The following is a 26525-nucleotide window of genomic DNA, read 5'->3' on the forward strand; positions in this document are numbered from 1 at the left end:
GGAAAAAAGCGTGAGCAGAACGAGAAGCGTTTACGGCATGTGGAGTTCCGATCCGGCCAAACATGCGCCGGTGGAGGACGTGCAGGGCATCGTCACCGGCGCCATCGTCTCGGCGCTCGGCTTTTATCTTCTGAACAAGGTCGGCCTTCTGACCGGCGGCACCGCCGGCGTCGCCTTTCTCCTGCATTATGCTTTCGGCATCAGCTTCGGCCTCCTGTTCTTCCTCGTCAATCTGCCGTTTTATTACCTGTCGTTCCGCCGCCTCGGTCTTGCCTTTTCCTTCAAGACCTTCATCGCCATCGGCCTTGTTTCTGTGCTGACGGAAGTGGAAGCCCGCTGGATGGTGATCGATAGCATCAATCCGCTCTGGGCGGCGCTGCTCGGCGGCCTGCTGCTAGGTTATGGATTGCTGGCGCTCTATCGCCACCGCGCCAGCCTTGGCGGTATCGGCATTCTCGCCATCTATATTCAGGATCGCTTCGGCATTCGCGCCGGTCTCATCCAGCTCGCCTTCGATGCCTTCGTGATGCTCTGCGCCTTCCTCGTCATCGATCCGGCGACCGTCGTTTATTCGATTGTCGGCGCGTTTGTCCTCAACATGTTTCTGGCCATCAATCACCGCTCGGATAGATACATCGTCGTGCGTTGAGCAAAGGTGGTTGAAATCCGGAGCACTTCAGCGCAATAGCTCGGTAGAGACCAAAATTCGGGGAAAAGTGCATGGATGATACGAGCGCACGCAGGCGACTGAACCTTTGGGCCTCCGCGCCGGATCGTCATTCATTGCTGGAGGACGCTCAGGGCGTTCTCGCGGGCAGCATGCTGGTTTCGCTCGGCGTCACGCTGTTTTCCGCTGCCGGCCTTTTGACGGGCGGCACGGTCGGTCTGGCGTTTCTCGTGCATTACGGCGCAGATCTCAGCTTCGGTACGGTCTTCTTCCTCGTCAATCTGCCGTTTTATTATCTCGCCTTCCGTCGCCTCGGCCTTGCATTCACGGTCAAGACCTTCTGCGCCATCGCCATGACGGCGCTGCTTTCCGAATATATGCCGGGCTTCTTTGCCTTTGAGAGCATCAACCCGATTGCCGCGGCACTGTTCGGCGGGTTGACGGTGGCGGCCGGCATGCTGGCGCTGTTCCGGCACCGCACCAGCCTCGGCGGCTTCGGCATCCTGGCGCTCTATCTTCAGGATCGCTTCGGCTGGCGCGCCGGCCTCGTGCAGCTCGCCTTTGACGGCATGGTTCTCGCCTGCTCCTTCTTCGTTGCGACGCCTTTCGTTATCCTTTGTTCCATTCTAGGCGCGCTGGTCATGAACCTCACGCTCGCCGTCAACCACAGAAACGACCGCTACATCGCGATGTAGCGGTCGTTCGATGCGGTCGTGGTGGCTCAGGCCGCCTTCGCAGCCGCGTCGATCGGATGCTGCGAGCGGAAGCCGACCGCGATGCGGTTCCAGGTGTTGATTGCGCCGATCGCAACCGTGATTTTCACGATGTCCTCATCGGAAAAATGCGCTTTCAACGTCTCGAAGGCATCATCCGGAGCGCCGGTTTCGGCAATCTTCGTCACCGCATCCACCCAGCCAAGCAGAGCCCGTTCCTGTTCGGTATAAACGGGGGATTCGCGCCAGACGCTCATCAGGTTGATCCATTGTTCGGAAAGCCCGTCATGGCGGCTTTCCTTCACATGCATGTCCACGCAGAAGGCGCAGCCGTTGATGATCGAGGCACGCAGCTTGATGAGGTGGATGAAGCGGCGCTCAAGACCGCTGGTCTGAACATAATTTTCAAAAGCCATCATGGCCTTGAAAGCTTCGGGGGATGCTTTGGCATAGTTGACGCGAGTTTTCATGTGTTTCTCCGTTGGTTGGGTTGGTTTAAGGCGTGTGTCATCGGTCCGGGAAGCGGCAATGCCATCCGGGAACGTGATTGGTGGTTATTCCGGGTCTCGTTTTCGGGTTCAGCGCATCGTCGTCTTGCGCTCATTCATGTCCAGAAAGGCGCAGCCACGCGCGGCAATCCCGCCATCATCATTGGCAGCAAGATCACCCAGAATATCGGCGATGGTGGTTTTGGCGAGTTCGGCCCGGTAGACTTTCTCTGCTTTCAACATCGCGGCATTGATTCCGCAGGGCTTGGTGAAATAACGGCCGGGCAGCGGGTTCGGCCCGCGCTGGCGGATTTCCGCGCAACGAAACGCCGGCTGCGGTCCTTCGACCGCCAGAACGATGTCAAGCAGGGTGATCTTGTCGGTCGGTCGCGCCAGACGATATCCGCCCTTAGGCCCCGGCACCGTGGCGACAATGCCCGCGCTGGACAATGATTGCAGGTGCTTCAGAAGATAGCTCGTGGAAACGCCGTGAAATTCCGCCAGCGCCGCTGCCGATAACACGCCGCCTTCGGAAAGTCCCGCCAGCATGCCCACGCTGTGAATGGCCTGTTCAACGCCGTCGCCGAGTTTCATTGGTTCCTCACGTCTTGTTGCTGTATCGTGGACATTATTTATCTATGATTCTGATTTCCTGTCAAGCGTCGCTGGAGCGCTCTTCTTTTTCTCAGGTTTTTCACTACCTTGAAGGGGTGAAACATACCGAGTCTCCCACGTCCGGCACGCATGTCGGCACCTTGCCCCTTCCATTCCAGAAATGGTTTGCCGAAAAAGGGTGGTCTGCGCGCGCCCATCAGCTGGAGCTGATGGCACGGGCGAGGGGCGGGGAAAACATGCTCCTGATCGCACCAACAGGCGCAGGCAAAACGCTGGGTGGCTTCCTGGCCTCGCTCACCACTCTCACAGAGCGCGGCAAGGTTCCGCCCGGCTCCGGCTTTGTCGGCGTGCACACCCTCTACATCTCGCCGCTGAAGGCGCTTGCAGTCGATATCGAGCGAAATCTCACCAAACCCGTTTCCGAAATGGGTCTGCCGATTGTCATCGAAACCCGCACCGGCGATACGCCCCAGGCGAAACGCCAGCGCCAGAAGGTGAGGCCGCCGGATATCCTGCTGACGACACCGGAGCAGGTCTCACTGCTGCTTGCCAATAAGGAGGCGGAGCGCTTTTTCCGCGACCTGAAATATGTGGTGCTTGATGAGTTGCACTCGCTCGTCACATCCAAACGCGGCCATCTGCTGTCGCTGGCGCTCGCGCGGGTGCGCAGGCACGCGCCGGATGTGCGTTTTATCGGCCTGTCGGCCACGGTCGCCGATCCGATGGATTTGCGCCGTTACCTTGCGCCGCAGGGACAGGGCGAGCCGCCGGCCGGCCTCATCACGGTCGAAGGGGGCGCTAAGCCGGATATCTCCATTCTGCAAACGGAAGAGCGCATTCCGTGGTCCGGCCATTCCGCGCGTTATGCCGGCAAGGACTTGTACGAGGCGTTGAAGCGGCATCAGACCACGCTGGTCTTTGTGAATACGCGCTCACAGGCGGAAAGGGTCTTCCAGGAACTCTGGACCGTCAATGACGACAACCTGCCGATTGCACTGCATCACGGTTCGCTGGATGCCGGCCAGCGCCGCAGGGTGGAGGCGGCGATGGCGGAAAACAAGCTGCGCGCTGTTGTCGCGACCTCTACGCTCGATCTCGGCATAGACTGGGGTGATGTGGACTTGGTGGTGCATGTCGGCGCGCCAAAAGGCGCAAGCCGTCTTGCCCAGCGTATCGGGCGCGCCAATCACCGTATGGACGAGCCTTCAAAGGCGATCCTCGTTCCCGCCAACCGCTTCGAGGTGATGGAGTGCCGGGCCGCGCTGGATGCCAATTACATCGGCGCGCAGGATACCCCGCCCATTGCCGAAGGCGCGCTCGATGTTCTCGCCCAGCATGTGCTCGGCATGGCCTGCGCCGAACCCTTCGATGCGGATGAGCTCTATCGAGAAGTGACCAGCGCCTCGCCCTATGCCGATTTGCCGCGCCCCACCTTCGACCGGGTGGTGGATTTTACCGCCACCGGTGGTTATGCGCTTCGCACCTATGAACGTTATGCTCGCATCCGTCAGATGAAGGATGGGCGCTGGCGCGTTTCCAATCCAGCCGTTGCCCAGCAATATCGCCTTAACCTTGGCACCATCGTCGAGGCAGCAGAACTCAATGTCCGCATGGTCAAGCGCAACGCCAAGGGCACGGTCGGGCGCGGCGGCATGTCACTCGGCAAGGTCGAGGAATATTTTCTCGAACAGCTGGTGCAGGGGGACACATTCCTGTTTGCCGGAAAGGTGCTGCGTTTTGAAGGTATCCGCGAGAACGAATGTCTGGTTTCGCAGGCTTTCTCCCTCGATCCGAAGATTCCTTCCTATGCAGGCGGCAAGTTTCCGCTCTCGACCTACCTGGCGGATCAGGTGCGCTCCATGCTTGCCGATCCGGCCCGCTGGCAGGCATTGCCGGATCAGGTCCGTGACTGGCTTGAAATCCAGAAGGAAAAGTCGATCATCCCAAAGCGCGACGAGCTGCTGGTGGAAACCTTTCCCTTCCGCAAGCGCTTTTTCATGGTCATGTATCCCTTCGAGGGGCGTTTGGCGCACCAGACGCTCGGCATGCTTGTGACGAGGCGGCTGGAGCGGGCTGGCGCCAAGCCGATGGGTTTCGTCGCCACCGATTATTCACTCGCCATCTGGGCCATGGAAGATATCGGCATGCGGCTGAAATCCCGCCGCCTGTCGCTTGCAGACCTGCTCGACGAGGACATGCTGGGCGACGATCTGGAAGCATGGCTGGACGAATCCTTCATGCTGAAGCGCACCTTCCGCAACTGCGCCATCATCTCGGGCCTCATCGAACGCCGCCACCCCGGCAAGGAAAAGACCGGCAGGCAGGTGACCGTGTCGGCCGATCTTATTTATGACGTTCTTCGCAGCCATGAGCCGGATCATATCCTGCTGGAAGCCACGCGGCGCGATGCCGCGGCAGGACTTTTGGACATTGGCCGTCTTGGAGATATGCTGAAGCGAATCAAGGGACACACCACGCATCGCGCGCTGGAGCATGTCTCACCTCTTGCCGTTCCGGTCATGCTGGAAATCGGCCGGGAGACGGTGGCGGGCGAAGCGATGGACGATGTGCTGGCGGAAGCCGCCGATGAGCTGATCGCCGAGGCGATGTCCTGAAAGACCCATTGAAGGAACGACGACAACATTGCTGAGCCGGCTGACATTGAGCGACAGATTTTCCAATGGCTTCGAATGCCTTGGCAGCGACACCGTCATCAATGGCGTTGCCGCCTGGTGCGACCCGCTGGGCGGGCTGTATCTGCCTGACCTCTCGCTGCTGGTCGTCTCCGATCTGCATCTGGAAAAGGGCGCGGCCTTTGCCCGGCGCGGCTCCATGCTGCCGCCCTACGACACCATCGCCACGCTTAAAATCCTGTCCTCGCTGATCAGCCGCTACGATCCGAGGATCGTCGTCAGCCTCGGTGACAATTTCCATGATCGCGTCGGCTCGCAGCATCTGCCGCTGCCGCTGCGCGAACTCATTCGCGAGATGGCGCGTGGCCGCGAATGGATATGGATAAACGGCAACCATGATCCCGATGGTACGGTCGATCTGCCGGGCTCTTCGGTGGACGAGATGTTTTACGGCGCTCTCGTCTTCCGCCACGAGCCGAAACCGGGTGATGCCGCCGGCGAAATCGCCGGGCACCTGCATCCCTCCGCCACGGTCCGCCGCCGTGAAAAGACGGTGCGACGGCCCTGTTTCGCCACAGACGGTTCGCGTCTGTTGATGCCGGCTTTCGGGGTGATGAGCGGCGGGCTGGATTTGCGCCATAAGGCGATGCGCGGCCTCTTCGATCACGCCGCGCTCGTCGCGCATCTGATGGGGCGGGACCGCATCTATTCTGTGCGATTTTCAAATCTCATCGGCTGAGCGTATTTTCCGAACGTAAGACCGCTACGAAGTTACCGGAAATGCTCTATTGCCGGTAGACCAGCACCGGTATCTTAGAATTCTTGAGCACCTTGGCCGTGACGCTGCCGAGCAGCAACTCCACGAAGCGCCTGTGTCGGTGCGAGGCCATGGCGATGAGATCGCAGCCGCTCTTGTCGGCGATTTCGATAATCGCTTCGTCCGGCCGCCCCGCGCGCGCAAGCAGGGCCTCGCAATCGAGCCCCATGGCGGCGGCGTGCGCCTGCGTATCCCTCAGCAGATGTTCCGCTTCCTCGCAGCGGTGAAATTCCTCTTCTGCAATGGCGGCAATGTCCTCGACATCGCTGGCAATCACGTGAAAGGGTTCCGATACCGTCACCACGGTCACCTTTGCGCCTGCCTCTCTGGCGAGAGCGAACCCTTGGTCGATTGCGATCTGCGCCAGCGGCGAGCCATCGGTGGGAATGAGAATGTGCTTGAACATGACATTTCTCCTTTTCATCCCCGTCACAACCGCACATACCGCCATAACCTGGGTGCGGGGTTGTAACGCCTTGAATTTTACCGCAAACCGTTGGCGGAAGCGAATGCTATCTTCGCCGGCTGGGACGGCAGACACTCTCTTTTTCGGGAAAAAAGGATCAGTCCTTGCGGAAGATGATGCTGGCGCCCCAGCCGGTCACGACTGCCAGCAGAACGCAGAGCGCGCCATAGGCAAGCGGCGTCTGATGCGCGGCATCGGTGATCGCCTGTTCCATGCCCGTCTTGACGACGCGCAGTTTCAGTTCGCGCTGGGCGATGAATTTGCCGCTCTTGAAGAGATAGGCGCGGGCGGTATGCACGCCATTCGGCACGTTGGCCGGCAGGCGCAAAGTCGCCCAGAACAGGCCGGTGCGTTCCAGCCGCACCCCGGTTGTGTCGTTGCGATAGATGCCGCTGGAAAGCTTCAGACGCCGATAAGCCTCCTGAAAGTCGAAAACATTGTCCGGCACGCCGGAGAAGACCGCGCTTTTCAGTGACAGATGGTCAACGCCGAGCCCCATGGCGCGGAGCGTTCCGGGAGAGGCGATGTCGGCGGTATTGCGCGTGCTGGCCATGGAATAGGATTCCGGCAGCGGCGTGAAGGTGATGGCACTGGTATTGATCCATATGCCCGCCACGCGCTGTTTCTTGCGCACGGTCATATAGTCGCTCGGCCCTTCCAGCGTTACGACAATGTCATATTGTCCGATGGCCAGCAGCAGCTGGTCGGTATTGTTGAGTGCGCCGAAGAGGGTGAAATCCGCGCCGCGAAAATCCGAAGCGATGGGAATTTCGGTGGTCGATGCGCCGATTTCGATGTTTTCCTGCAGCGGCGGCTGCTGCGGACCGGGCGGCAGGGCAAGCGGCGGCGTCTGGGCCGAAGCCGGTTGTCCGAGGGAAAGACATGAGGCCAGCGCAAGGGCGGCAAGCAGCAAATGGCGGATCAATAACCTAACCCCCCAACGGCGACTGAAAACAGGTCTTCCGGGCGCACCACCAGCGACACGGCAAGGCGAAGCGCAACAGCGAGGACGAGAAGCGCCAGCAGGGCGCGCAGCTGTTCGCCGCGCAGTTTTTGGCCGACGCGCACGCCATATTGCGCGCCAATGACGCCCGCCACCATCAGGATGAAGGCCAGCACCACATCGACGGAATAGTTGGTCGCTGCCTGAACGACGGTCGTATAGGCGGTCACGAAAATGATCTGGAACAGCGAGGTGCCGACGACCACATTGGTCGGAATACGCAGAAGATAGATCAGTGCCGGCACCATGATGAAGCCGCCGCCGACACCCATGACGGAGGTGAGGATGCCGATGGCGAAACCCAGCGTGACGACGGGAATGATGCTAAGATAGATCTTCGATTTCTTGAACCGCATTTTCAGCGGCAGGCGGTGCACCCAATTATGATGGCCCGGCCGGCGCAACGTCACGGCTTCGTTGCGTGCAGCGCGGCGGAGCGCCGAAATGCTTTCCTTCAGCATCAGGCCGCCGACGGCGCCGAGCAGGATGACATAGAGGAGCGAAACGATGAGATCGAGCTGGCCGATGCTGCGCAGGAAGGAGAATATCCAGACGCCGACCGTCGCGCCCACAAGACCGCCGACGAGCAGGACGGTGCCGAGCTTGACATCGAGCGTGCCGCGCCGGAAATGCGTGATCGCGCCGGAAACGGAGGAAGCCACCACCTGGTTCGCGCCCGTCGCCACGGCCACCACAGGCGGAATATTGTAGAAAATCAGAAGCGGGGTAATCAAAAAGCCGCCGCCCACGCCAAACATGCCGGACAGAAAACCGACGGCCGCGCCCATGCCGAGAATGATGAAAATATTCACCGACAGTTCTGCGATCGGCAGATAGACAGTCACGGCTCGGACCTCGGGCAAATGGTTCCGGGCGGCATGGCTTGTCCGGGTGAGGGGGCCGCGCCGCGATTTACACTTTCTGTCTGAAAAGACCGGGCATGCCCGATCTTCATCCGTCATGCCCACGAGGGCCTGACCTGTCAACATTCAACGGCAAATACGTTGATAATTTGGAAAGATAGCGGCCGTGTGTCGGCAGCGGGCCACATTCCTGCGCCGGGCTGAGCGAAAGCGGCCAAAGGGCCGCTTCGCCGGTTCTTGAATGTTTATTTGTTGCGGGCGAGAAGCGCGGTGACCAGTTCGTTGGTAATGCGCCCGTCCGGGGTCTGGCCCACGGATTTCTGGAAGTCCTTGATGGCCGTCACGGTGTTCTTGCCGAGCTTGCCGTCAGGTTGGCCGGCATCGAAACCGTTCTTGTTCAGGATCGCCTGAATGTTGCGGATCGCCTTTTCCATGTCCACGGAGGCGGTCTTCACGCCCTCCTTGCCAGCCCATTCCTCAGGCGGGTTGACGCTATTGGCGTCTTCCGAAAGCGGCTTGACCTTCCAGGCGTCCACCTTGGCCTTTGCGCTCTGAAGCTGCTGCGGGTTCAAGGCCCCCGCCACTTCGTCGCGCTTCTGGGCGGCGTCGGCGTCACCATCCTTGGCTGCGATGGCGAACCACTTGTAGGATTCCTCGATGTCCTGCTTCACGCCGCTGCCGCGTGCATAAAGAATAGCGAGATTGAACTGGCTGTCACGAACGCCGAGGTCGGAGGCTTTGATGAACCATTGCGCGGCGGCGGCGAAATCCGGCTGACCGGCCGCATCGGAAGCGAGCAGGACGGCGAGATTATGCATGGCGCCCGCATTGCCCTGTTCCGCGGCCAGCGTGTAATAGCGCTTGGCTTCGGGAAGGTTACGTTCGACGCCGTTCGCCTTCTCGTAAAGATTGGCGAGGCGATATTGCGCGGGTGCGAGGCCGCGATCTGCGGCGAGTTTGTACCACTTTGCCGCCTCGGTGCGGTCGGCGGCAACGCCGCGGCCATCGGTGTAACGGGCTGCGATCTCGAACAGCGCCTGCGTGTCCCCCTTGGCGGCCGCTTCGGCAAGCGAAGCGGGTTCGATGCCGGCGGGAACGGTGATGGCGTCCTGGACCGGAACAGTCGTGGCGGCAACCTGTGCCGGAGCCGAGGGTTCGTTCTGCGCGACGGTGCCGGAATTTGCCGCATCCACGGCGGGAACGTCGGCAACCGGCGGCTCGTCAGGCAGCGGCGCGCCGCCGATGGTGCGTGGATCGATGATATTTTCCGCCGGTGCGGTGTTTTCGATGCTGTCGGCGGATGCGGCCTGTTCCGGATCGATGGCGAGATCGGATGGAATGGTCACGGCCTTCTCACCCGTTTCGGGAAGCGCGGAAACCGGGCCCTGGTCCGTCTTCTGCTCGATGATCGGCGCCGGAGCTTCCGCGCCGCCGATCAGTGTCTTGACGAGCGGCATGGCCATCATTGCCAGAAGAATGGCGCCGATGCCGAGCAGCAACGGGCGACGATAGCGCGAAAGCGTGGAGGTGTCGGTCTTGCGGCTCTTCTTGCTTGTGTCCAGCTTCTCCGGCGATGTTTCCATGGCGGCGGCCTGCGCTGCACGACGGGCGGCGGCAATGAAATCCGTCCGTCCTTCAGCGTCTGCGGCCTTGCCGCTGGCGGCCACCTGGCTGGCGCGAACGCGCTCGAGGATTTTCTTGATATCGGGCGCGCCCGAACCAGGCTCCAGAAGTTCGTTCTCCTGACCGGCAGGCAGAACGTCGATCGGATCGAGCGACGGGGCGGGCTCAACCTGCGTGCGGGAGGAGGAGGAGGCCGATATCGGTTCTTTTTCGGCTTTGACGGTCTTTGCAGTACCCGTTTTGAAACGCTTCGTCAGGCCGGCGAGCAGGCTCTTTTTTTCCACCTTCGCGGGTTTCGCTGCAGCAGGAGGCTCGATGGCGTCCGCATCCTTCTCGTCGGCGTCGAGAATGGCCTGTTCTTCGGCAATATAACCCTCTTCCGGGAAAACGGCGGCCGGCATGGACACATGTTCGCGCGCGGGGACCGCCCCAGGTTGCGCAACGCTGCGCTGCGCGGCCTGTTCGCGGTAGACGGGAGCATTGTCGAGGTTGTCCAGCCGGCCGGCAATCTGCACCAGCGTCTCATGCAGCGCTTCGAATGTGCGGTGCGTACGTTCTTCGGTATTGCGGCTCAAGGCTTCGAGACTGCGCAGATCGGTCGCAAGATCGGTCAGCATGCTCATGTCGGCAAGGTTTGCGCCGGCCGAGAGATTGTTGCGGGTATAGGCGTCCAGAACGGCCTCGGCCGCCTGCCGGGCTGCCTCGATGATATATTCGTCGTTGGACGCCATGTAGTCTTCGATGGCCGCCATGCGGGCGTCGAGTTCAGGCGGCATGGCCGCGGCCTGCATCTGCACCGGCTGGCTGATCAGCGTCGAGAGATGGGCGATCTGGTTTTCGAGGCTTGCGAGCGCATGGCTGTCGGCGGGCGCGGCATGGGCGGTCTCGTCGAGGCGGGCGGCAATGTTGCCGAGCCGCTCTTCCAGACGCGAGAAAGCGCTTTCGCTGAGGTCCGATGCCGGCTGCGGCTGGCTGTAACGATAATCGAGGTCCTCGATCCGCCGGGAGAGCAGGTCGAGCCGCTCAGCCAAGCCGTCATTGACGGCGCCGTGATCCAGCGCGTCGATCTTGCGGGAAATATCGCTGAGGAAAGAGGTCAGTTCCGCCTGTTGCGAGGGGCGCTGCGACCGTTCCAGAAGCAGCGACAGCTGGTCCAGCCGCTCATGCAACTGCGCGGCGTCGCGGGCGGTGCTGAGTTCGTCGATCTTGCCGGCCAGCGCTTCAAGGCGGGCGGTGAGGTCCGGCGCCGGTTCAGGTTTTGCGGCGGCAAGGCGGTTGATGTCGCCAAGCTGTTCGGCAAGGCCGTTCAGCCGGTTCTCCAGACGCTGCGCCAGCGCATTGTCCGTTGCCTGCGCATTGGCGCGCGTGCCGGATGCGGCAATGGCGCGGCTGATTTCATCCAGCCGCTGGTCGAGACCGGAAAACTGTTCGGTAAAGGCCGCTTCGTTCGGCTGAATGTGCTTGCCGAGCTGCTCCACGGCACTGGCAATCGCAATCAGCTTGTCTTCGAGCACGCGCACGGCCGGATTGTTGCTCATGCCGCCAAGCTGCGTCTTGATGTCATCGAGACGATAAGCGAGCGAAACGATCTCATCCTGCAACGCGCCGGCGTCGAAACCGCGCAGCGTGTCTTCCACATTGTTCCAGCGGCTTTCGATCCGGTGTACGCTGTCTTCGCGTGCCAGCTGGTCGATGGTGGCGCGCAGGTCCTCGAATTCGTTGCGCAGGCCATAAGCGTCAGGGGACGCCAGATTGCCGAGCTGGTCGATGCTGCCGGCCAACCGCGCGATGTCGTCGCGCAGGTCGCCGATGAATTGCTGGTCTTCCGCCACCGCGCGGATATTGCGGATTTCGGCACGCAGTCCCTGCGCTTCGCGGGCAACGCCCTCGGCAATATCGTGCTTCAGCTCGTGTCGCAGATTGACCAGCGCCTGGGCGATCTCCTGCAGGGCTGCGTCATCGCGCTGCGGTTCCTGATGGGGCGGCATGGCACGGGCGCGCGGCGCGGGAGCGGCCGTCTGCTGGGTTTCCCTCGAGCCATATGCCGGCGCGAGCGGCCGGGTAATCGTCCGTTCCGGGCGGACGGCGGGTTCCTGCGGGCGCTGGAAGCTTGCCTCGAGAAGACGCTGGCGCTGGCGGATTTCGTTGACGGGATCAAGCTGCGGTGGCGTAACGGCAGCGCGGGGCTCACGCGACGCGGCATAGGGCTCGGTCTTGGACTCCGCCTGAGCGCTCGCGGATCGCGGATCGCGCGGGAACTTCTGGCTCATCAGCCCCTCGATGCGGGCTTCAAGGCCTTCAATGGTGCGATTGAGAGCATCAAGAGACGACCTGTCGCTTGGCTGTTGGTTTTTCGATCGCAATCCGTTCATCTTTTCGCTCGCTTCGCTTCCGCCCGCTGTGCCCGGTTATATGTCGCGACGTTGCCTGCCTGAACACGCCGTCGCCGCAACATGCAGCAATTCCAGAGCCGGTATTTGCCCCCTTTGAGGAAAATGCGCCGAGTACGAAGCAGTTACCTCTGTCGGGAGAATTCACGAAACGTGGTAAAGAAGTGGTTAACTATGGTCGGAATTTTTTAACTTTTACGGCGCATGGCCGCCTGACGCCGGGCCGGATATACGTTGCGCGAAAAAGGAGAAGGAATATTCCGCCGAAATTTATTTGACGTTTACGCGCACGTCAAATATTGTCATCCCATATCGGCCGGATTATCGTCGGCGCCCACGATGCGGAGGAACATCGGTAATGCCTGTTTACAAGGCCCCAGTTAAAGACACGCTTTTTATCCTGAACGACGTTCTTGGCCTCGAGCGGTATAACAACCTGCCCGGCTTCGAGGACGCAACCCCCGATATGATCGAGGCCATTACCGGTGAAGCCGCAAAGCTTGCCGAAGAGCGGCTTTTCCCGCTCAACCTTTCCGGTGATCAACAGGGCTGCAAGCGCGCCGATGACGGTTCGGTTTCGGTGCCGGATGGTTTCAAGGATGCCTATGACGCCTATTGCGAGGGCGGCTGGATCGGTCTTGCCGTGCCGCCGGAATTTGGCGGACAGGGCTTGCCCTACACGCTGCATGCCGCCATTGGCGAATATATGTCGTCCGCCAACCTTTCCTTGATGATGTATCCCGGCCTGACGCAGGGCGCCATCGCTGCCGTCCTCGTCCATGGCACGCAGGAGCAGAAAGAAACCTATCTGCCGAAGATGGTCGAGGGAACGTGGTCCGGCACCATGAACCTCACCGAACCCCATTGCGGCACCGATCTCGGTCTTCTGCGCACCAAGGCGGTGCCGCAAGGCGATGGTAGCTACAAGATTTCCGGTCAGAAGATCTTCATCTCCGCCGGCGAACATTCCATGACTGACAATATCGTTCATCTGGTGATCGCCCGCATCGAAGGTGCGCCAGAAGGCACCAAGGGCATTTCGCTGTTTATCGTGCCGAAGTTCCTGGTCAAGGAAGACGGCACGCTCGGCGAGCGCAACGGCGTCACCTGCGGCGCCATCGAACACAAGATGGGCATTCACGGCAACGCCACCTGCGTCATGAACTATGATGGTGCGACGGGGTATCTCCTGGGTGCGGAGAACAAGGGCCTGTCGGCCATGTTCGTGATGATGAACGAGGCCCGCCTTGGCGTCGGCCTGCAGGGTCTTTCCGTCGGTGAGATCGCCTATCAGAACGCTGTCGAATATGCCCGAGAGCGCATTCAGGGCCGCTCGCTTTCCGGCGCGAAATTCCCGGACAAGAAGGCCGATCCGATCATCGTGCATCCGGATATCCGCCGCACGCTGATGACCATCAAGGCCTATAACGAGGCGGGCCGCGCCTTCCTGCTGTGGACGGCGCTGCAATCCGACATCGCCCATCGCTCAACCGATGAGAAGGAGCGCCAGACAGCGGATGACCTGCTCGGCCTCGTCACGCCGATCCTCAAGGGTGTGCTTACTGACAAGGGCTTCGACCACGCCGTGATGGCGCAGCAGGTCTTCGGCGGCCATGGCTACATCGAGGAACATGGCATGAGCCAATATGTCCGCGATGCGCGTATCACCATGATCTACGAAGGTGCCAACGGCATTCAGGCGCTCGATCTGGTCGGTCGCAAGCTCGGCATGAATGGCGGCCGCGCCGTCATGGCACTGTTCAAGGAAATCGGCGATTTCTGTGAGGAAAACCGCGCTGATGAAAAGCTCAGCCTTTACACCAAGGGCCTGAAGAAGGGCTTGAACGACCTGCAGGCCGCAACCATGTGGTTCATGCAGAACGCCATGGCCAAGCCCGACAATGCCGGGGCCGGTTCGACCGATTATATGCATCTCTTCGGCATCGTGGTGCTGGGCTACATGCAGGCGCGCATGGCGAAGGCCGCCAGCGAAGCGCTTGCGTCAGGCAGCACTTCGGATGAGGATTTCCTCAAGACCAAGCTTGTCACGGCGAAGTTTTACATGGAGCGCATCATGCCGGAAACGGCGCTGCGCAAGGCCCGCATCGAAACCGGCGCGGACACCATGATGGAACTGGCTGCGGAAGCATTCTGAGAAGGTTGGCGGTAAACACGCCGCAGGGAGAGAGTTTATGACCGACGTATTTATCTACGACCATGTCCGCACCCCACGCGGACGCGGCAAGAAGGATGGCAGCCTGCATGAGGTGCCCTCCGTTCGCCTGGCCGCCAAGACGCTGGAAGCCATCCGCGATCGCAACGGGCTCGACACCTCTGCTGTCGATGACATCATCATGGGCTGCGTCGATCCTGTTATGGATGCCGGCGCGGTGATCCCGAAAGCCGCCGCCTTCGAAGCCGGTTACTCCAACAAGGCGCCGGGTATGCAGATCTCGCGCTTCTGCGCCTCGGGTCTCGATGCCATCAACTTCGCAGCCGGCAAGGTCAAGGCCGGCTCGGACGATATCGTCATCGCCGGCGGCGTCGAAAGCATGTCGCGCGTCGGCATGGGCATGTCTGGTGGCGCCTGGTACATGGACCCCTCGGTCAACTTCCCGGCCTTCTTCATGCCGCAGGGCGTCTCGGCCGATCTCATCGCCACCAAATACGGCTTCTCCCGTGACGATGTCGATGCTTATGCCGTCGAGAGCCAGAAGCGCGCGGCGCATGCCTGGGAAAAGGGCTATTTCAACAAGTCGGTCATTCCGGTGAAGGACCAGAACGGTCTGACGATCCTTGATCGCGACGAGCACATGCGCCCCGGTACCGATATGCAGGCGCTTGCCTCCCTCAATCCTTCCTTCCAGATGCCCGGTGAAATGGGTGGCTTTGAAGCCGTCGGCATCATGGCCCACCCGGAGGTGGAGCGGATCAACTACGTGCACCACGCCGGCAACTCTTCCGGCATTGTCGATGGTGCCGCCGCCGTGCTGGTCGGCTCCAAGGCGGGCGGCGAGGCGATGGGTGTGAAACCCCGCGCCCGCATCAGGGCTTTCGCCAATATCGGTTCCGATCCGGCGCTGATGCTGACCGGCCCGGTGGACGTCACCGAAAAGCTTCTGAAAAAGACCGGCATGTCGCTTGCCGATATCGATCTTTTCGAACTCAACGAAGCCTTCGCCGCCGTCGTCCTGCGTTACATGCAGGCTTTCGACATCAGCCATGATCGGATGAACGTCAATGGCGGCGCCATCGCCATGGGCCATCCGCTCGGCGCAACCGGCGCGATGATCCTCGGTACTGTCCTGGATGAGCTGGAGCGGCGCGATCTGAACACCGCGCTCGTCACACTCTGCATCGGCGCGGGCATGGGCACGGCGACGGTTATCGAGCGGGTTTGAGGCAGGCCATGAGGCGCGAGGTTTACGAGCGGCCCAAGAATGAGATCGAACAGCAACTGGCGCGGCACAATCTGGAAAAGGATATGGCACAGGATCATAGGGCGTCCATCCGCCCTGTTTCCGCTGTCCACATCCGACGGCTCCGGGCAGAGCGTTGGGGCTTGATCGTGTTTCTCGTTCTTGTGGTCAGTTGTATCGGCCTTGCAATCGGACTGTCGTAACCGCAGGGAAATTTGAGGGAAGAGGAATCCCAAATGAGCACTTACACCAATTTCACCATCGAGACGGACGCAGACGGCATTGCCCTCGTCACCTGGGACATGCCGGAAAAATCCATGAATGTCTTCACGTCAGAGGTTCTTGAGGAACTGAACGCCATTGTCGATGCCACCGTTGCCGATGGCGCGGTCAAGGGCGTCGTCTTCACTTCGGGCAAAAGCAGCTTTTCCGGCGGTGCCGATCTGTCGATGCTGAAGTCCATGTTCGCCCTTTATAATGACGAAAAGGCGAAAAGCCCCGACGCTGCCGCGGCGAAGCTGTTCGAACTCGTCGGTCGCATGACCGGCCTGTTCCGCAAGATCGAGACCAATGGCAAGCCGTGGGTCTCGGCCATCAATGGCACCTGCATGGGTGGCGCGTTTGAGCTTTCGCTTGCCTGCCATGGCCGCGTGGCCTCCAGTGCCAAGAGCCTCAAGATCGCTCTGCCGGAAGTCAAGGTCGGCATCTTCCCCGGTGCCGGCGGAACCCAGCGCGTCTCGCGCCTGACGGACGCGCAATCCGCCTTGCAGATGATGACGACCGGCCAGTCGCTGACCGGCGCGCGCGCCAAGGCCATGGGGCTGGTTCATCAGGTGGTGGAGCCGGATCAGCTGGTCGCAACCGCAAAGCAGATGATCAAGGACGGCCTGAAGCCGGTCGCACCTTGGGATGAAAAGGGCTTCAAGGCCCCCGGCGGCGGCATCTGGACGCCGGCCGCAGCCCAGCTCTGGCCGGCCGCACCGGCCATCCTGCGCCGCGAAAGCGCCGGTAACTATCCGGCCGCCCTCGCCATCCTGAAATGCGTGTATGAAGGCCTGCAATTGCCCTTCGATACGGCACTGAAGGTCGAGCAGCGTTATTTCACCGAAATCCTTCGCTCGAAGGAAGCCTTCGGCATGATCCGCTCGCTGTTCATTTCCATGCAGGAACTGGGCAAGGGCGCGCGCCGCCCGGCCGGCCAGCCGAAGACTGAATTCAAGAAGGTCGGCGTCGTCGGCGCGGGCTTCATGGGTGCTGCCGTGGCCTATGTCACCGCCGCAGCCGGTATCCCCGTCACGCTGGTGGATCGCGATCAGGAAGCCGCCGACAAGGGCAAGGGCCATTGCGAGGAAAGCGTCAAGGCCGCCATAACCAAGGGCAGGCTGACGCAGGATGAAGGCAAGGCCCTGCTCGACCTCGTTACCCCGACAGCGGATTACGCCGCGCTCTCCGACGCCGATCTCGTCATCGAAGCCGTGTTCGAGGACCGCGACGTGAAGAAGGCCGTCATCGAGGCCGTGGAAGCCGTGTTGCCTGAAGGAGCGATCTTCGCTTCCAACACCTCTACCTTGCCAATCACTGGTCTTGCGAAGAACTCCAAGCGCCCGGTGGATTTCATCGGCATCCACTTCTTCTCGCCTGTCGAGAAGATGATGCTGACGGAAGTCATCCTTGGCAAGGAAACGGGCGACAAGGCGCTCGCCGTCGCGCTGGATTACGTGGCGAAAATCAAAAAGACGCCGATCGTCGTCAACGATACACGCGGCTTCTTCGTCAATCGCTGCGTGCTGCGCTATATGGCGGAAAGTTACGACATGCTGATCGAAGGCGTTCCGCCCGCCATGATCGAAAATGCCGCTAAATTCGCCGGCATGCCGGTCGGCCCGCTGGCGCTGAACGACGAGGTGGCGATCGATCTTTCCTACAAGATCCTGAAAGCCACCGTCGCCGATCTCGGCGAAAAGGCGGTTGATCCGCGCCATATGGAACTCGTGAAGAAGCTGGTGGAAGGCGAGGGCCGGTTCGGCCGCAAGAACGCCAAAGGCTTTTACGACTACCCGCAAAAGCCCGCCAAGAAGTCCCTCTGGCCCGGCCTGAAGGATCTCTATCCGCAGCAGAAGCCCGAGGACGTGGATATGGAGGTGCTGAAACAGCGCTTCCTCGTCACCGTGGCGCTGGAAGCCGCCCGCACGGTGGAAGAAGGCATCGTCACCGATCCGCGTGAGGCAGATGTCGGCTCCATCCTCGGTTTCGGCTTTGCACCCTATACCGGCGGCGCGCTGTCCTACATCGATGGCATGGGCGTCAAGACCTTCGTGGCACTCGCCGAAAAGCTCAGCGAGACCTATGGCCCACGCTTCAAGCCGACGCCGCTGCTGAAGGAGATGGCCGCCAAGGGCGAGACCTTCTACGGTCGCTTCGATCCTTATGCCAGCGCCGCCAAGGCGGCCTGAGGCTTCACGCGAGACATTGAACAGGCCCTTCGGGGCCTGTTTTATTATGCCTGCCTCCCCGCTTTCCGTGCATCCTTTGCTCAGTTGAGACGTTGAAGGGGCTGACCGGGCAAAACTGCCCGCCGCAGCAATTCAGCATGCGTCAGGAGACAACGATGAAAGCACCACTGCGATCCCACGGTTTCGACAAGCCATCCGACCTGGACGACGAATTGGCCGAACTGGAGGAAGAGGCCGAAGCTGTAGCTGCCGAAGCAAAGGCGGAAAAGCCCGCAGCCAGGAGAACGCGGACCGCAAATACCATCGACCCGTCGCTGCGCGCCGAATTGGACGAGCTTCGCAAACAGGTCGACAAGATCTGCCGCGATGTCGAACGGCTGGAGGCTGCCCAGCATTCCCGCCACGCGCCCGCACGGCCCCACCACGCGCGCGACGGCGAGAATTCCCGCCTGATGACGGTGGTGCGCTCCGTGGCCGTCACCTCGCTTGCCAGCCGCATCTTCGCTTCCTCGCCCGTCATGGCGGCGCTGGTGGCCGTTGTGCCTTTCGCGCTTGGCCTTGCCGCACGACGCAATGAGGGGGCGTAAGTCGCTACCTGCCGCGCCGGCACCCGCTGGCCCGGCGGATGCCCAGGAGCGGGTTTTCCGCCGCAATCCGGCCTTCGCCGGGCGGACTTTTCAGCCATCCACAGGCGCCGTGAAAAAACTGTCAAAAAACTTCGCGATGGCGCTTGCCATGTCCGAACAAGATGTTATAACCCCGCTCACTTTCGGGGCACCAAACAGCCCCGCCCGCCAAAAGCGGAGGTTCTTCAAGGACCTGAAGTGCCCGGATAGCTCAGTTGGTAGAGCAGCGGATTGAAAATCCGCGTGTCGGTGGTTCAAATCCGCCTCCGGGCACCATTTATCTCCAATTGCATTGTTGATGGATTGTGCGCATGGACGGCTTGTCCATTTGCAGGCAAATTTCGATGAGTAGCTACCGCCATCATATGCTTTTGATAGGCCCGGTGTAACCATAGGCCAACCCTTTTTGTTGCAGGCAGTTGGAGAGCAGCCCGCAAATGGATCGTGTCACAAGCCCACCTCTTCTACCTCCCGTCATTGTCTATTTTGACGGCTTTCTCTCTCCAGAGGAGGAGATCGCCGTCGCTGACAAACTGGATGCGGGTGTGTGGAGCACGGAGTTGAAACGCCGCGTGCAGCATTTCGGTTATCGGTACGACTATAAAGCGCGCGCTGTTACCGCGGATGCGTATATCGGGCCGTTGCCGCCATGGCTTGGCGTGTTCGCGGAGCGGTTGGTTACCACAGGTTATTGCCGGGATTTGCCCGATCAGGTTATCGCGAACGAATATCTTCCCGGGCAGGGCATCAGCGCGCATGTCGATTGTGTGCCCTGTTTTAACGATGGGATCGTATCGCTAAGCCTTCTATCTGCCTGCGAGATGGTTTTCCGCGAATTGCGTGGGCCAGCCATATGCGGCGTCTTGCTTCAACCTCGCTCCGGCATCTTGCTGAGAGACGTTGGCCGCTACGGGTGGACCCATGAAATTCCGGCTCGAAAATCGGATATCGTGAATGGAGTTAGGACAGCCCGAAGCAGACGAATTTCCCTCACTTTTCGCAAAGTTATTGCTTCGAAACAGTCTTGATCAGAGAGGAACGCCTCGTTCCTCCATTCTTGTGAGTAACAGCTGAAGAAGCGCGGTCGGGTCTTCGCCCATTGCGGCCGACAATTTTGCAAATTCAACGACGTCTATTCGTCTTTCAGAGCCTTCGGCCTTTGCGACATATGACTGTGGCTTGCCCAACCGATCTGCGACCTGCTGTTGTGTCAGGCCCGCTTTTCGCCGCGTATCGGTCAGTATTTCAACAAGAAGCTGGTACTCGGGTGTATGTGTAGACTTCGTCACGAGCTCCAGAACCCTGAAATTTTAGGAGCTCACGGATTAATCCTGATTTGGAATTATCCCATTATGGGATAACGTCTTGCGGAATAGCCATGGAGTGCAGTCATGGAACTATCCGTATCGAGCTGGTTTTCAATCGTGGTGATTGGAGCGTGTGGATTTTCCGCTTTTATGTATGTCATTTGGCAGCAAGCTGTGCGGCCCATGCTTATCCCGCGCGCCGAGATAACGCGCCTCGCCGATGTCTTAAGCAAGACATATGGGAATGCTGCCGAGGAATTCGCGGTTATCGAGGAAGATCGCGCTTGGCGATATTCCCAAAATTTCGAACAAGGCAAATGGCGACGAGTGCGCGCAGAACTTCGCCGCCGAAAAGAGCTTTAGCCTAAAGATGCTCCCGATTATCCGAATTCTGTTCTGCCCGGTCGCGATAAAGCGCAGCGCGCCCCAGCAGCATCAGGGAAACCGGGGTCGTCACCGTCATAAAAATGCCGATGAAGATTTCGTGGAAGGCGAAGCGGTCGCCGGAGACGGAGAAATAGATGATCGAGGCCATGACAATGCCGCCGGTGCCCCAGCTGGTGCCGAGCGTGGGCGCATGCAGACGCTCATAGAAGCTGTTCAGTCTGGCAAAGCCGATGGTGCCGATCAGCGTCAGCGAGGCGCCGAGCAGCACGAAGAAGGCCACGGCAATGGCCGCCCAGAGCGGGAATTCGTGTGCCTCGCTCATTCGATCACCTCGCCGCGCATCAGGAATTTGGAAAGGGCGACGGTTGAGACGAAGCCGAGGATGGCGATCAGCAGCGATGCCTCGAAGTAGATGTCATTGCCGGTGCGCAGGCCGAATGTCAGGAGAAGCAGCATGGCGTTGACATAGAGCGTATCCATGCCCAGCACGCGGTCCTGCGCGCGCGGGCCGATGGCGATACGATAGACGGAGATCGCCATGGCGATGGCGAGCATCAGCTGCGCCAGCGAAAAGGACCAGAAAAGAATAATCGAACTCATTCGAATATCTCCATCAGCAGTTTTTCATATCGGTTCTTGATAAGGCTTATCCAGGCCGCCTCATCCACATCGTCGAGAACGTGAAGCAGAAGCGTGCCTTGGCTGGAATTATATTCGAGCCATGCGCTTCCGGGCGTCGAGGTGAGGATCGTCGCCAGAACGGCCAGCGCCATCGGGTCGCGAATATCGAGCGGCACCGCCAGGAAGCCGGATTTGCGGTCCCTTTCGCGCTTGAACAGGATGATCTTCACGACCGAGATATTGGACCTGATGATATCGTAAAGCACGATCAGGATCAGCATCGCGAGCTTGTGCCAGTTGCGGATGCGCGGCTTGGCGGGCCTGAGCGACGCCATCGCCCAGGAGGCGATGAGCGCGACACCGGTGCCAAGCAGCAAATGCCCCGGCGAAAAGCTGTTGATCGTCAGCCAGAAGAAGATCAGCGAGATCGTCAGCAGCGGGTAGGGCAGGAGACGGCTCATCATGGTTCGGCCTCCGGATTGGTACCCGCTCGCGGTGCGGAAATCACGCCCTGAATATAACTCGCCGGCAGGTCGAGAATACGCGCCGTCTCCTGCATGTAGCGCATCACCGGACCCGCCTGCACGGTCATGGCAAGTGTCAGCCCGAGCAGCAGCATGATGGGCGCGATTTCGATGACGAGCACGCGCGGCACGGTGCCTTCAATGGAAGCCCAGAAGGTGCGGATGCCGGCACGGGTCATCGAGATCAGCGAAGCGAAACCGGCAAAGACGATCAGGAAAACCAGCCACCAGGAGAGCGTGGAAACGCTGTCATTGGCGCCAAGCCCGGAAGGGTTGAGAATGGCGGTCAGCATCGAGAATTTGGCGATGAAGCCCGAAAGCGGCGGCAGGCCGGCGAGAAGAATGCCGCAGGCCGCAAAACAGGCGCCGAGCACCGCTATGGTGGCGGGCATGGTCACCCCGACTTCTTCTTCCTCCTCTTCTTCCTCGCCCTCGCCATAGGCCTCCATGGTCACGGCAAGAACGTTTGCGCCCGCATCCTGTCCGCGCTCCACGAGTTCGATCAGCATGAAGAAGGCACTGATGGTGAGGGTGGAGCTGACCATGTAATAAAGCGCGCCGGCCGCAACCGTCGGATTGCCGGTGCCCATGGCGGCGAGAAGCGTTCCTGACGAGACGAGAACCGAAAAACCGGCAAGCCTCCCCAGCGCCTGCGACGCCAGAACGCCGATAGCCCCGAAAATGATGGTGGCGATGCCGCCGACAAGCAGGGCATCATGGCCGAAGCCGGCAGATTCTCCCGCCGTCTGCCCGAAGAGCAGAAAGGACAGGCGGGCGATGACATAAATCCCGACCTTGCTCATGATGGCGAAGAGCCCGCCCACCGGGGCCGACGCCGCACCATAGGCGGAGGGCAGCCAGAAATTCAACGGCCACATGCCGGCCTTGACCAGAAAGGCGATGCCGAGGACGGCAGAGCCGGTTTCCAAGAGCATACGCTGATCGGGGTTGAGGCCCTCGATACGATGGGCGAGGTCGCCCATGTTCAGTGTGCCTGTCACGCCATAGATGAGGCTGACGCCGATCAGGAAGAACAGCGCGGCGACAAGGTTGATGGCGATGTAATGCAGCCCTGCCTTCACGCGCTGCTGGCCGGAACCATGCAGCAGCAGGCCATAGGAAGCCGCCAGCATCACTTCGAAGAACACGAAGAGATTGAACAGGTCCCCGGTCAGGAACGCGCCGTTGACACCCATCAGCATCATCTGGAACAGCGAATGGAAATGCGCGCCCGACCTGTGCCACTTCGCCATCGAATAGACCAAGGAGGGAATGGCAAGCAGCGCCGTCAGCAGCACCATCAGGCCTGAAAGACGGTCGGCGACGAGCACGATGCCGAAGGGCGCCGGCCAGTTGCCGAGCAGATAGACGCCGCTCGAAACCACGGCGGCGATCTCTGTATTGACCGTCGAGTTCACCTCGCGGAACAGCAATATGGCGACCACCAGCAACAGCACGGTAGAGGTGAGGCTGATGGCGGCCTTCGCCACGCGCTGGCGCTCGTCGAAGAACAGCAGAAGGGCCGCGGTAATCAGCGGCAGCAGGATAGGCGCTATGACGATGTGGAAGGGGAAAGACATCATTTCGTCTCCCTCCCGTCCACATGGTCGGTGCCTGTGAGGCCGCGGGCGGCAAGCAGCACGACGAGGAACAATGCGGTGGTGGCGAAACCGATGACGATGGCCGTCAGCACCAGAGCCTGCGGCACGGGGTCGGCCAGCGTGGAGCTGTCGACACCGTTGACCAGCACCGGCGGCGCGTTGGTCTTGATGCCGCCGACGCCGAAGATGAAGAGATTGACAGCGTAAGACAGCAGCGAAAGCCCGACGATGACCTGATAGGTGCGCGGGCGCAGCACCAGCCAAACGCCGGAGCCGGTCATGATGCCGATGCCGATGGCGAGAATGAGTTCCATTACACGTCCTCCGCTCTTGCGGCTTCAGGCGTGCGAACGCGGTAGTTGCGCAACGATTGGTGTGCCAGTGCTATCAGGATAAGAACAACGGAGCCGACGACCAGCGAGAACACGCCGAGATCGAACAGCAGGGCGGAAGCGGTCGGCATTTTGCCGATATAGGGTATCTCCGTGTACTGGAAATAGGAGGTCAGGAACGGGTAGCCGAAATACCATGAGCCGATACCCGTCGCCGCCGCCATCAAAAGGCCGAAACCCATCCAGCGCAGCGGCAGGATGCGGATGCGGTCCTCCGCCCAGCGTGCGCCGCCGGCGAGATATTGCAGCAGGAAGCCGATGGCCATGGTGATGCCGGCCGCAAAGCCGCCGCCCGGCAGGTCGTGCCCGCGCATGAAAAGGAAGATCGAGAAGGTGATGATGACCGGGAACATCCACTGCATCACGATGGACGGCACATAGAGATAGTCGCGGACCGTATCGCCCTTGCTGCGGTCCGGCCGTTCGGCATCGAAGGCGTTCTGCATCTGCTGCTGTTCCGGCACTCCGACACTTTCATGGGCGGGGCGGAAACGGCGAAGCAGCGCAAAGACGGTGAGCGCGACGATGGCCAGAACCGCAATTTCACCGAAGGTATCGAAGCCGCGGAAATCGACCAGAATGACATTGACGACATTGGTGCCGCCGCCTTCGGTATAGGCGCGTTCGAGGAAATAGGTCGCAATCGCGTTCGGCACGGGCAACGTCATCACGGCATAGGCGATGACGGACATGCCGATGCCGCTTGCGGCCGCCAGCAGGAAGTCACGGGCGCGGCGAAGCTGCGCAGGGAACTCGTTGCTGCTGTCGACTTTCTCGAAGCGTTTCGGCAGCCATCTGAGACCGAGCAGGATGAGAACCGTGGTGACGATTTCCACCAGAAGCTGGGTGATGGCGAGATCCGGCGCGGAAAGCCACACGAAGGTGAGGCAAGTGACAAGTCCCGAGACGCCCAGCATGACAAGCGCGGCGAGGCGATGATATTTCGCCTGCCAGGCCGCACCCATGGCCGCGATCATGCCGATCAGCCAGAGAATGGCGAAGATCGGATCGAAGGTCGTGACGCGTGGCAGCGAGAGGGAGAATTCCGAAAGGAAGAGCGGCGAGAAACCGGCAAGAAGCGCCACGAGGATGAGAAGCCTCAGCTGCGGCTGCAGACGCCGCGTGCCGAGCGTGCTTTCCAGCCACCTCGCCCATTTCCAGGATACGGTGACGAGAATGCGCTCGAAGATGCGCTGTCCCCGCAAATGCCGGAAGACCGGCGGGCCGTCGTCGCAGCGCGAGAAATAACCGCCGAGCAGGGCATAGATCGTAACCCCGCCGATCAGCGCCGCGATACTCATGATCAGCGGCAGGTTGAAACCGTGCCAGATCGACAGGCTGTAGACCGGCGTTTGCGCGCCGAGAACGGAAAGCACGGCCGAATGCAGGAACGGGCCGATGGAGAGGCTCGGAACGATGCCGACGATCAGGCAGGCAAAGACGAGGAATTCAATGGGGAAGCGCATCCAGCGCGGCGGCTCGTGCGGATGCGGGTTCGGCAGATCGACGGGCTTGGGGCCGAAGAAGACCGTGTGGATGAAGCGCAGCGAATAGGCGACGGCGAATGCGCCCGACAGCGTCGCGACATAGGGCAGCGCCCGATCCAGGAGCGAGTCGGCATGGGTTTCGACGGCTTCGGCAAAGAACATTTCCTTGGAAAGGAAGCCGTTGAACAGCGGCACGCCAGCCATGGCCGCGCTCGCCGCCATGGCGAGCGTCGCGGTCGCCGGCATATAGGTGTAAAGCCCGCTTAAGCGCCGCATGTCGCGGGTGCCGGTTTCATGGTCGATGATGCCGGCCGCCATGAAGAGCGAGGCCTTGAAGGTGGCGTGGTTGACCATGTGGAAGATGGCCGCAACCGCCGCAAGCGGGCTGCCGAGGCTGAGCAGCGTGGTGATGAGGCCGAGATGGCTGATGGTGGAATAGGCCAGCAGCCCCTTCAGATCCTGCTGGAACATGGCAAAATAGGCGCCGAGCAGCAGGGTTATGATGCCGGCCGCACCCACCAGCCAGAACCATTCCGGCGTGCCCGCCAGCACCGGCCAGAACCGCGCCAGCAGGAAAACTCCGGCCTTCACCATGGTGGCCGAATGCAGATAGGCGGAAACGGGTGTGGGCGCCGCCATGGCGTTGGGCAGCCAGAAATGGAACGGAAACTGTGCGCTCTTGGTCAGCGCACCGCCGAGGATAAGGATGAGCGCCGGTAGATAGAGAGAATGGGCGCGGATGGTGGCCCCTGCCTCGATGATCTTGTCGAGGTCATAGCTTCCCGCCATGTGCCCGAGGATCAGCAAACCGGCCAGCAGGCTGAAGCCGCCGATCCCGGTCACGGTCAGCGCCATGCGCGCGCCGTCGCGTGCGCCGGCGTTCTGATGCCAGTATCCGATCAGCAGGAACGAAAAGATGCTGGTCATTTCCCAGAAGATCGACAGCAGGATGACGTTGCCGGAGAGCACCACGCCAATCATCGAACCCATGAAGGCGAGCAGGAAGGCAAAGAAGCGCGGGATCGGGTCTTCGGCCGACATGTAATAGCGGGCGTAGAGCACCACCAGCAGGCCGATGCCGGTAATCAGCATCGTGAAAATCCAGGCAAATCCGTCCAGCCGCAGGGTAAAGTTCAGGCCGAGCTGGGGCAGCCATTCCACATCATATTTAAGGACCGCGCCACCGCTGACGCTTGTATAAAGAAAGATGCTGCTGACAAGGCCGAAAAGGGCGACTGCGCCCGCGACGGCGGCGGGACCGGCGGCCGCACCCTCACGCGGCATGAAAGCCGTCAGGAGCGCGCCGACGAAGGGCAATGCGACAATGAATGGAAGAATGGTTGCAAGTGTCATATGCGGCGGCGGTTTTCTCTCTGGAATGGGAGCCTACGGCGGGTTTCCGACGCCTCCGATCCCTCAAGGTTCGCGAT

The 26525-nt window shown here is 60.8% G+C and carries 25 protein-coding genes and 1 tRNA gene; 13 read left to right on the top strand and 13 right to left on the bottom strand.

Annotated features, from left to right (window positions below; all coding sequences use genetic code 11):
• Positions 1–37 precede the first annotated feature (37 nt).
• Both PL599_RS06600 and PL599_RS06605 read left to right on the top strand, forming a co-directional pair.
• On the top strand, positions 38–649 hold the full coding sequence (locus tag PL599_RS06600) for a YitT family protein (protein WP_035236585.1): 612 nt from the start codon (positions 38–40) through the stop codon (positions 647–649).
• A gap of 71 nt (positions 650–720) precedes the next feature.
• Complete coding sequence (locus PL599_RS06605; RefSeq protein WP_077985381.1) at positions 721–1362, top strand: YitT family protein; 642 nt, start codon at positions 721–723, stop codon at positions 1360–1362.
• A gap of 26 nt (positions 1363–1388) precedes the next feature.
• Here the strand turns inward: PL599_RS06605 and PL599_RS06610 are convergent, their stop codons facing one another.
• Complete coding sequence (locus PL599_RS06610; RefSeq protein ID WP_077985382.1) at positions 1389–1850, bottom strand: carboxymuconolactone decarboxylase family protein; 462 nt, start codon at positions 1848–1850, stop codon at positions 1389–1391.
• Positions 1851–1958: 108 nt separating this feature from the next.
• The gene (locus PL599_RS06615) at positions 1959–2462 is read right to left on the bottom strand and encodes an RrF2 family transcriptional regulator (protein ID WP_077985383.1); all 504 of its coding nucleotides are present in this window, start codon (positions 2460–2462) and stop codon (positions 1959–1961) included.
• A gap of 44 nt (positions 2463–2506) precedes the next feature.
• Here PL599_RS06615 and PL599_RS06620 point away from each other — a divergent pair, with 44 nt between their 5' ends.
• Together PL599_RS06620 and pdeM are read left to right on the top strand one after the other, a co-directional pair.
• On the top strand, positions 2507–5098 hold the full coding sequence (locus tag PL599_RS06620) for a ligase-associated DNA damage response DEXH box helicase (protein WP_269823397.1): 2592 nt from the start codon (positions 2507–2509) through the stop codon (positions 5096–5098).
• A gap of 28 nt (positions 5099–5126) precedes the next feature.
• A complete protein-coding gene (pdeM, locus tag PL599_RS06625; RefSeq protein ID WP_269823396.1) occupies positions 5127–5855 on the top strand; it encodes a ligase-associated DNA damage response endonuclease PdeM in 729 nt (242 codons plus the stop codon).
• Between the two features lie 46 nt (positions 5856–5901).
• On the opposite strand, the gene PL599_RS06630 is transcribed toward pdeM, so the two are convergent.
• The 4 genes from PL599_RS06630 to podJ all read right to left on the bottom strand — a co-directional run bounded on the left by PL599_RS06630 (position 5902) and on the right by podJ (position 12260).
• On the bottom strand, positions 5902–6339 hold the full coding sequence (locus PL599_RS06630) for a universal stress protein (RefSeq protein WP_077985385.1): 438 nt from the start codon (positions 6337–6339) through the stop codon (positions 5902–5904).
• Positions 6340–6496: 157 nt separating this feature from the next.
• Entirely contained in the window at positions 6497–7324 is an 828-nt protein-coding gene (locus tag PL599_RS06635) for a TIGR02186 family protein (RefSeq protein WP_077985386.1), read from the bottom strand.
• The gene (locus PL599_RS06640; protein WP_077985387.1) at positions 7321–8247 is read right to left on the bottom strand and encodes a sulfite exporter TauE/SafE family protein; all 927 of its coding nucleotides are present in this window, start codon (positions 8245–8247) and stop codon (positions 7321–7323) included. The genes PL599_RS06635 and PL599_RS06640 overlap by 4 nt, the downstream gene beginning before the upstream one ends.
• A gap of 263 nt (positions 8248–8510) precedes the next feature.
• The gene (gene podJ, locus PL599_RS06645) at positions 8511–12260 is read right to left on the bottom strand and encodes a cell division protein PodJ (protein ID WP_269823395.1); all 3750 of its coding nucleotides are present in this window, start codon (positions 12258–12260) and stop codon (positions 8511–8513) included.
• Here podJ and PL599_RS06650 point away from each other — a divergent pair.
• The 8 genes from PL599_RS06650 (at position 12227) to PL599_RS06685 (ending at position 19804) form a co-directional block, all read left to right on the top strand.
• Entirely contained in the window at positions 12227–12556 is a 330-nt protein-coding gene (locus PL599_RS06650; protein ID WP_269823424.1) for a hypothetical protein, read from the top strand. The genes podJ and PL599_RS06650 overlap by 34 nt on opposite strands.
• An 80-nt stretch (positions 12557–12636) precedes the next feature.
• Complete coding sequence (locus tag PL599_RS06655; protein ID WP_269823394.1) at positions 12637–14433, top strand: acyl-CoA dehydrogenase C-terminal domain-containing protein; 1797 nt, start codon at positions 12637–12639, stop codon at positions 14431–14433.
• Positions 14434–14470: 37 nt separating this feature from the next.
• Positions 14471–15679 (top strand): acetyl-CoA C-acetyltransferase, encoded by a 1209-nt coding sequence (locus tag PL599_RS06660; protein ID WP_077985390.1) that lies wholly within the window; start codon positions 14471–14473, stop codon positions 15677–15679.
• 8 nt (positions 15680–15687) lie between these two features.
• A complete protein-coding gene (locus PL599_RS06665; protein ID WP_269823393.1) occupies positions 15688–15900 on the top strand; it encodes a hypothetical protein in 213 nt (70 codons plus the stop codon).
• A 33-nt stretch (positions 15901–15933) separates the two neighbouring features.
• Positions 15934–18150: a 3-hydroxyacyl-CoA dehydrogenase NAD-binding domain-containing protein gene (locus PL599_RS06670; RefSeq protein ID WP_269823392.1), complete on the top strand. Its 2217-nt coding sequence runs from the start codon at positions 15934–15936 to the stop codon at positions 18148–18150.
• A 155-nt stretch (positions 18151–18305) separates the two neighbouring features.
• The gene (locus PL599_RS06675; protein ID WP_269823391.1) at positions 18306–18737 is read left to right on the top strand and encodes a hypothetical protein; all 432 of its coding nucleotides are present in this window, start codon (positions 18306–18308) and stop codon (positions 18735–18737) included.
• A gap of 239 nt (positions 18738–18976) precedes the next feature.
• Positions 18977–19052, top strand: a tRNA-Phe gene (locus tag PL599_RS06680).
• Positions 19053–19213: 161 nt separating this feature from the next.
• Positions 19214–19804, top strand: a complete 591-nt coding sequence (locus PL599_RS06685) for an alpha-ketoglutarate-dependent dioxygenase AlkB (RefSeq protein WP_269823358.1) — start codon at positions 19214–19216, stop codon at positions 19802–19804.
• Here the strand turns inward: PL599_RS06685 and PL599_RS06690 are convergent, their stop codons facing one another.
• Positions 19805–20065 (bottom strand): helix-turn-helix domain-containing protein, encoded by a 261-nt coding sequence (locus PL599_RS06690; protein ID WP_142912707.1) that lies wholly within the window; start codon positions 20063–20065, stop codon positions 19805–19807.
• Positions 20066–20167: 102 nt separating this feature from the next.
• Here PL599_RS06690 and PL599_RS06695 point away from each other — a divergent pair, with 102 nt between their 5' ends.
• Positions 20168–20446, top strand: a complete 279-nt coding sequence (locus tag PL599_RS06695) for a hypothetical protein (RefSeq protein WP_142912708.1) — start codon at positions 20168–20170, stop codon at positions 20444–20446.
• Position 20447: 1 nt separating this feature from the next.
• Here the strand turns inward: PL599_RS06695 and mnhG are convergent, their stop codons facing one another.
• From mnhG to PL599_RS06725, 6 genes are read right to left on the bottom strand one after another with little or no spacing between them, the layout of a single operon-like run.
• On the bottom strand, positions 20448–20792 hold the full coding sequence (mnhG, locus tag PL599_RS06700; RefSeq protein ID WP_137409748.1) for a monovalent cation/H(+) antiporter subunit G: 345 nt from the start codon (positions 20790–20792) through the stop codon (positions 20448–20450).
• Entirely contained in the window at positions 20789–21070 is a 282-nt protein-coding gene (locus PL599_RS06705; protein ID WP_077985397.1) for a K+/H+ antiporter subunit F, read from the bottom strand. Before PL599_RS06705 ends, mnhG begins: the two co-directional genes overlap by 4 nt.
• Positions 21067–21555, bottom strand: a complete 489-nt coding sequence (locus PL599_RS06710) for a Na+/H+ antiporter subunit E (protein WP_162520457.1) — start codon at positions 21553–21555, stop codon at positions 21067–21069. The genes PL599_RS06705 and PL599_RS06710 overlap by 4 nt, the downstream gene beginning before the upstream one ends.
• Positions 21552–23198 carry a monovalent cation/H+ antiporter subunit D gene (locus PL599_RS06715; protein ID WP_269823357.1) on the bottom strand — a complete coding sequence of 549 codons (1647 nt, stop codon included), beginning with the start codon at positions 23196–23198 and terminating at the stop codon, positions 21552–21554. Before PL599_RS06715 ends, PL599_RS06710 begins: the two co-directional genes overlap by 4 nt.
• Complete coding sequence (locus tag PL599_RS06720) at positions 23195–23530, bottom strand: Na+/H+ antiporter subunit C (protein WP_020810384.1); 336 nt, start codon at positions 23528–23530, stop codon at positions 23195–23197. Before PL599_RS06720 ends, PL599_RS06715 begins: the two co-directional genes overlap by 4 nt.
• Positions 23530–26448 (bottom strand): monovalent cation/H+ antiporter subunit A, encoded by a 2919-nt coding sequence (locus tag PL599_RS06725; protein ID WP_077985400.1) that lies wholly within the window; start codon positions 26446–26448, stop codon positions 23530–23532. The genes PL599_RS06720 and PL599_RS06725 overlap by 1 nt, the downstream gene beginning before the upstream one ends.
• Positions 26449–26525: the final 77 nt, after the last annotated feature.

It is taken from the genome of Agrobacterium sp. ST15.16.055 (genome assembly GCF_027956555.1).
GTDB lineage: Bacteria > Pseudomonadota > Alphaproteobacteria > Rhizobiales > Rhizobiaceae > Agrobacterium > Agrobacterium salinitolerans.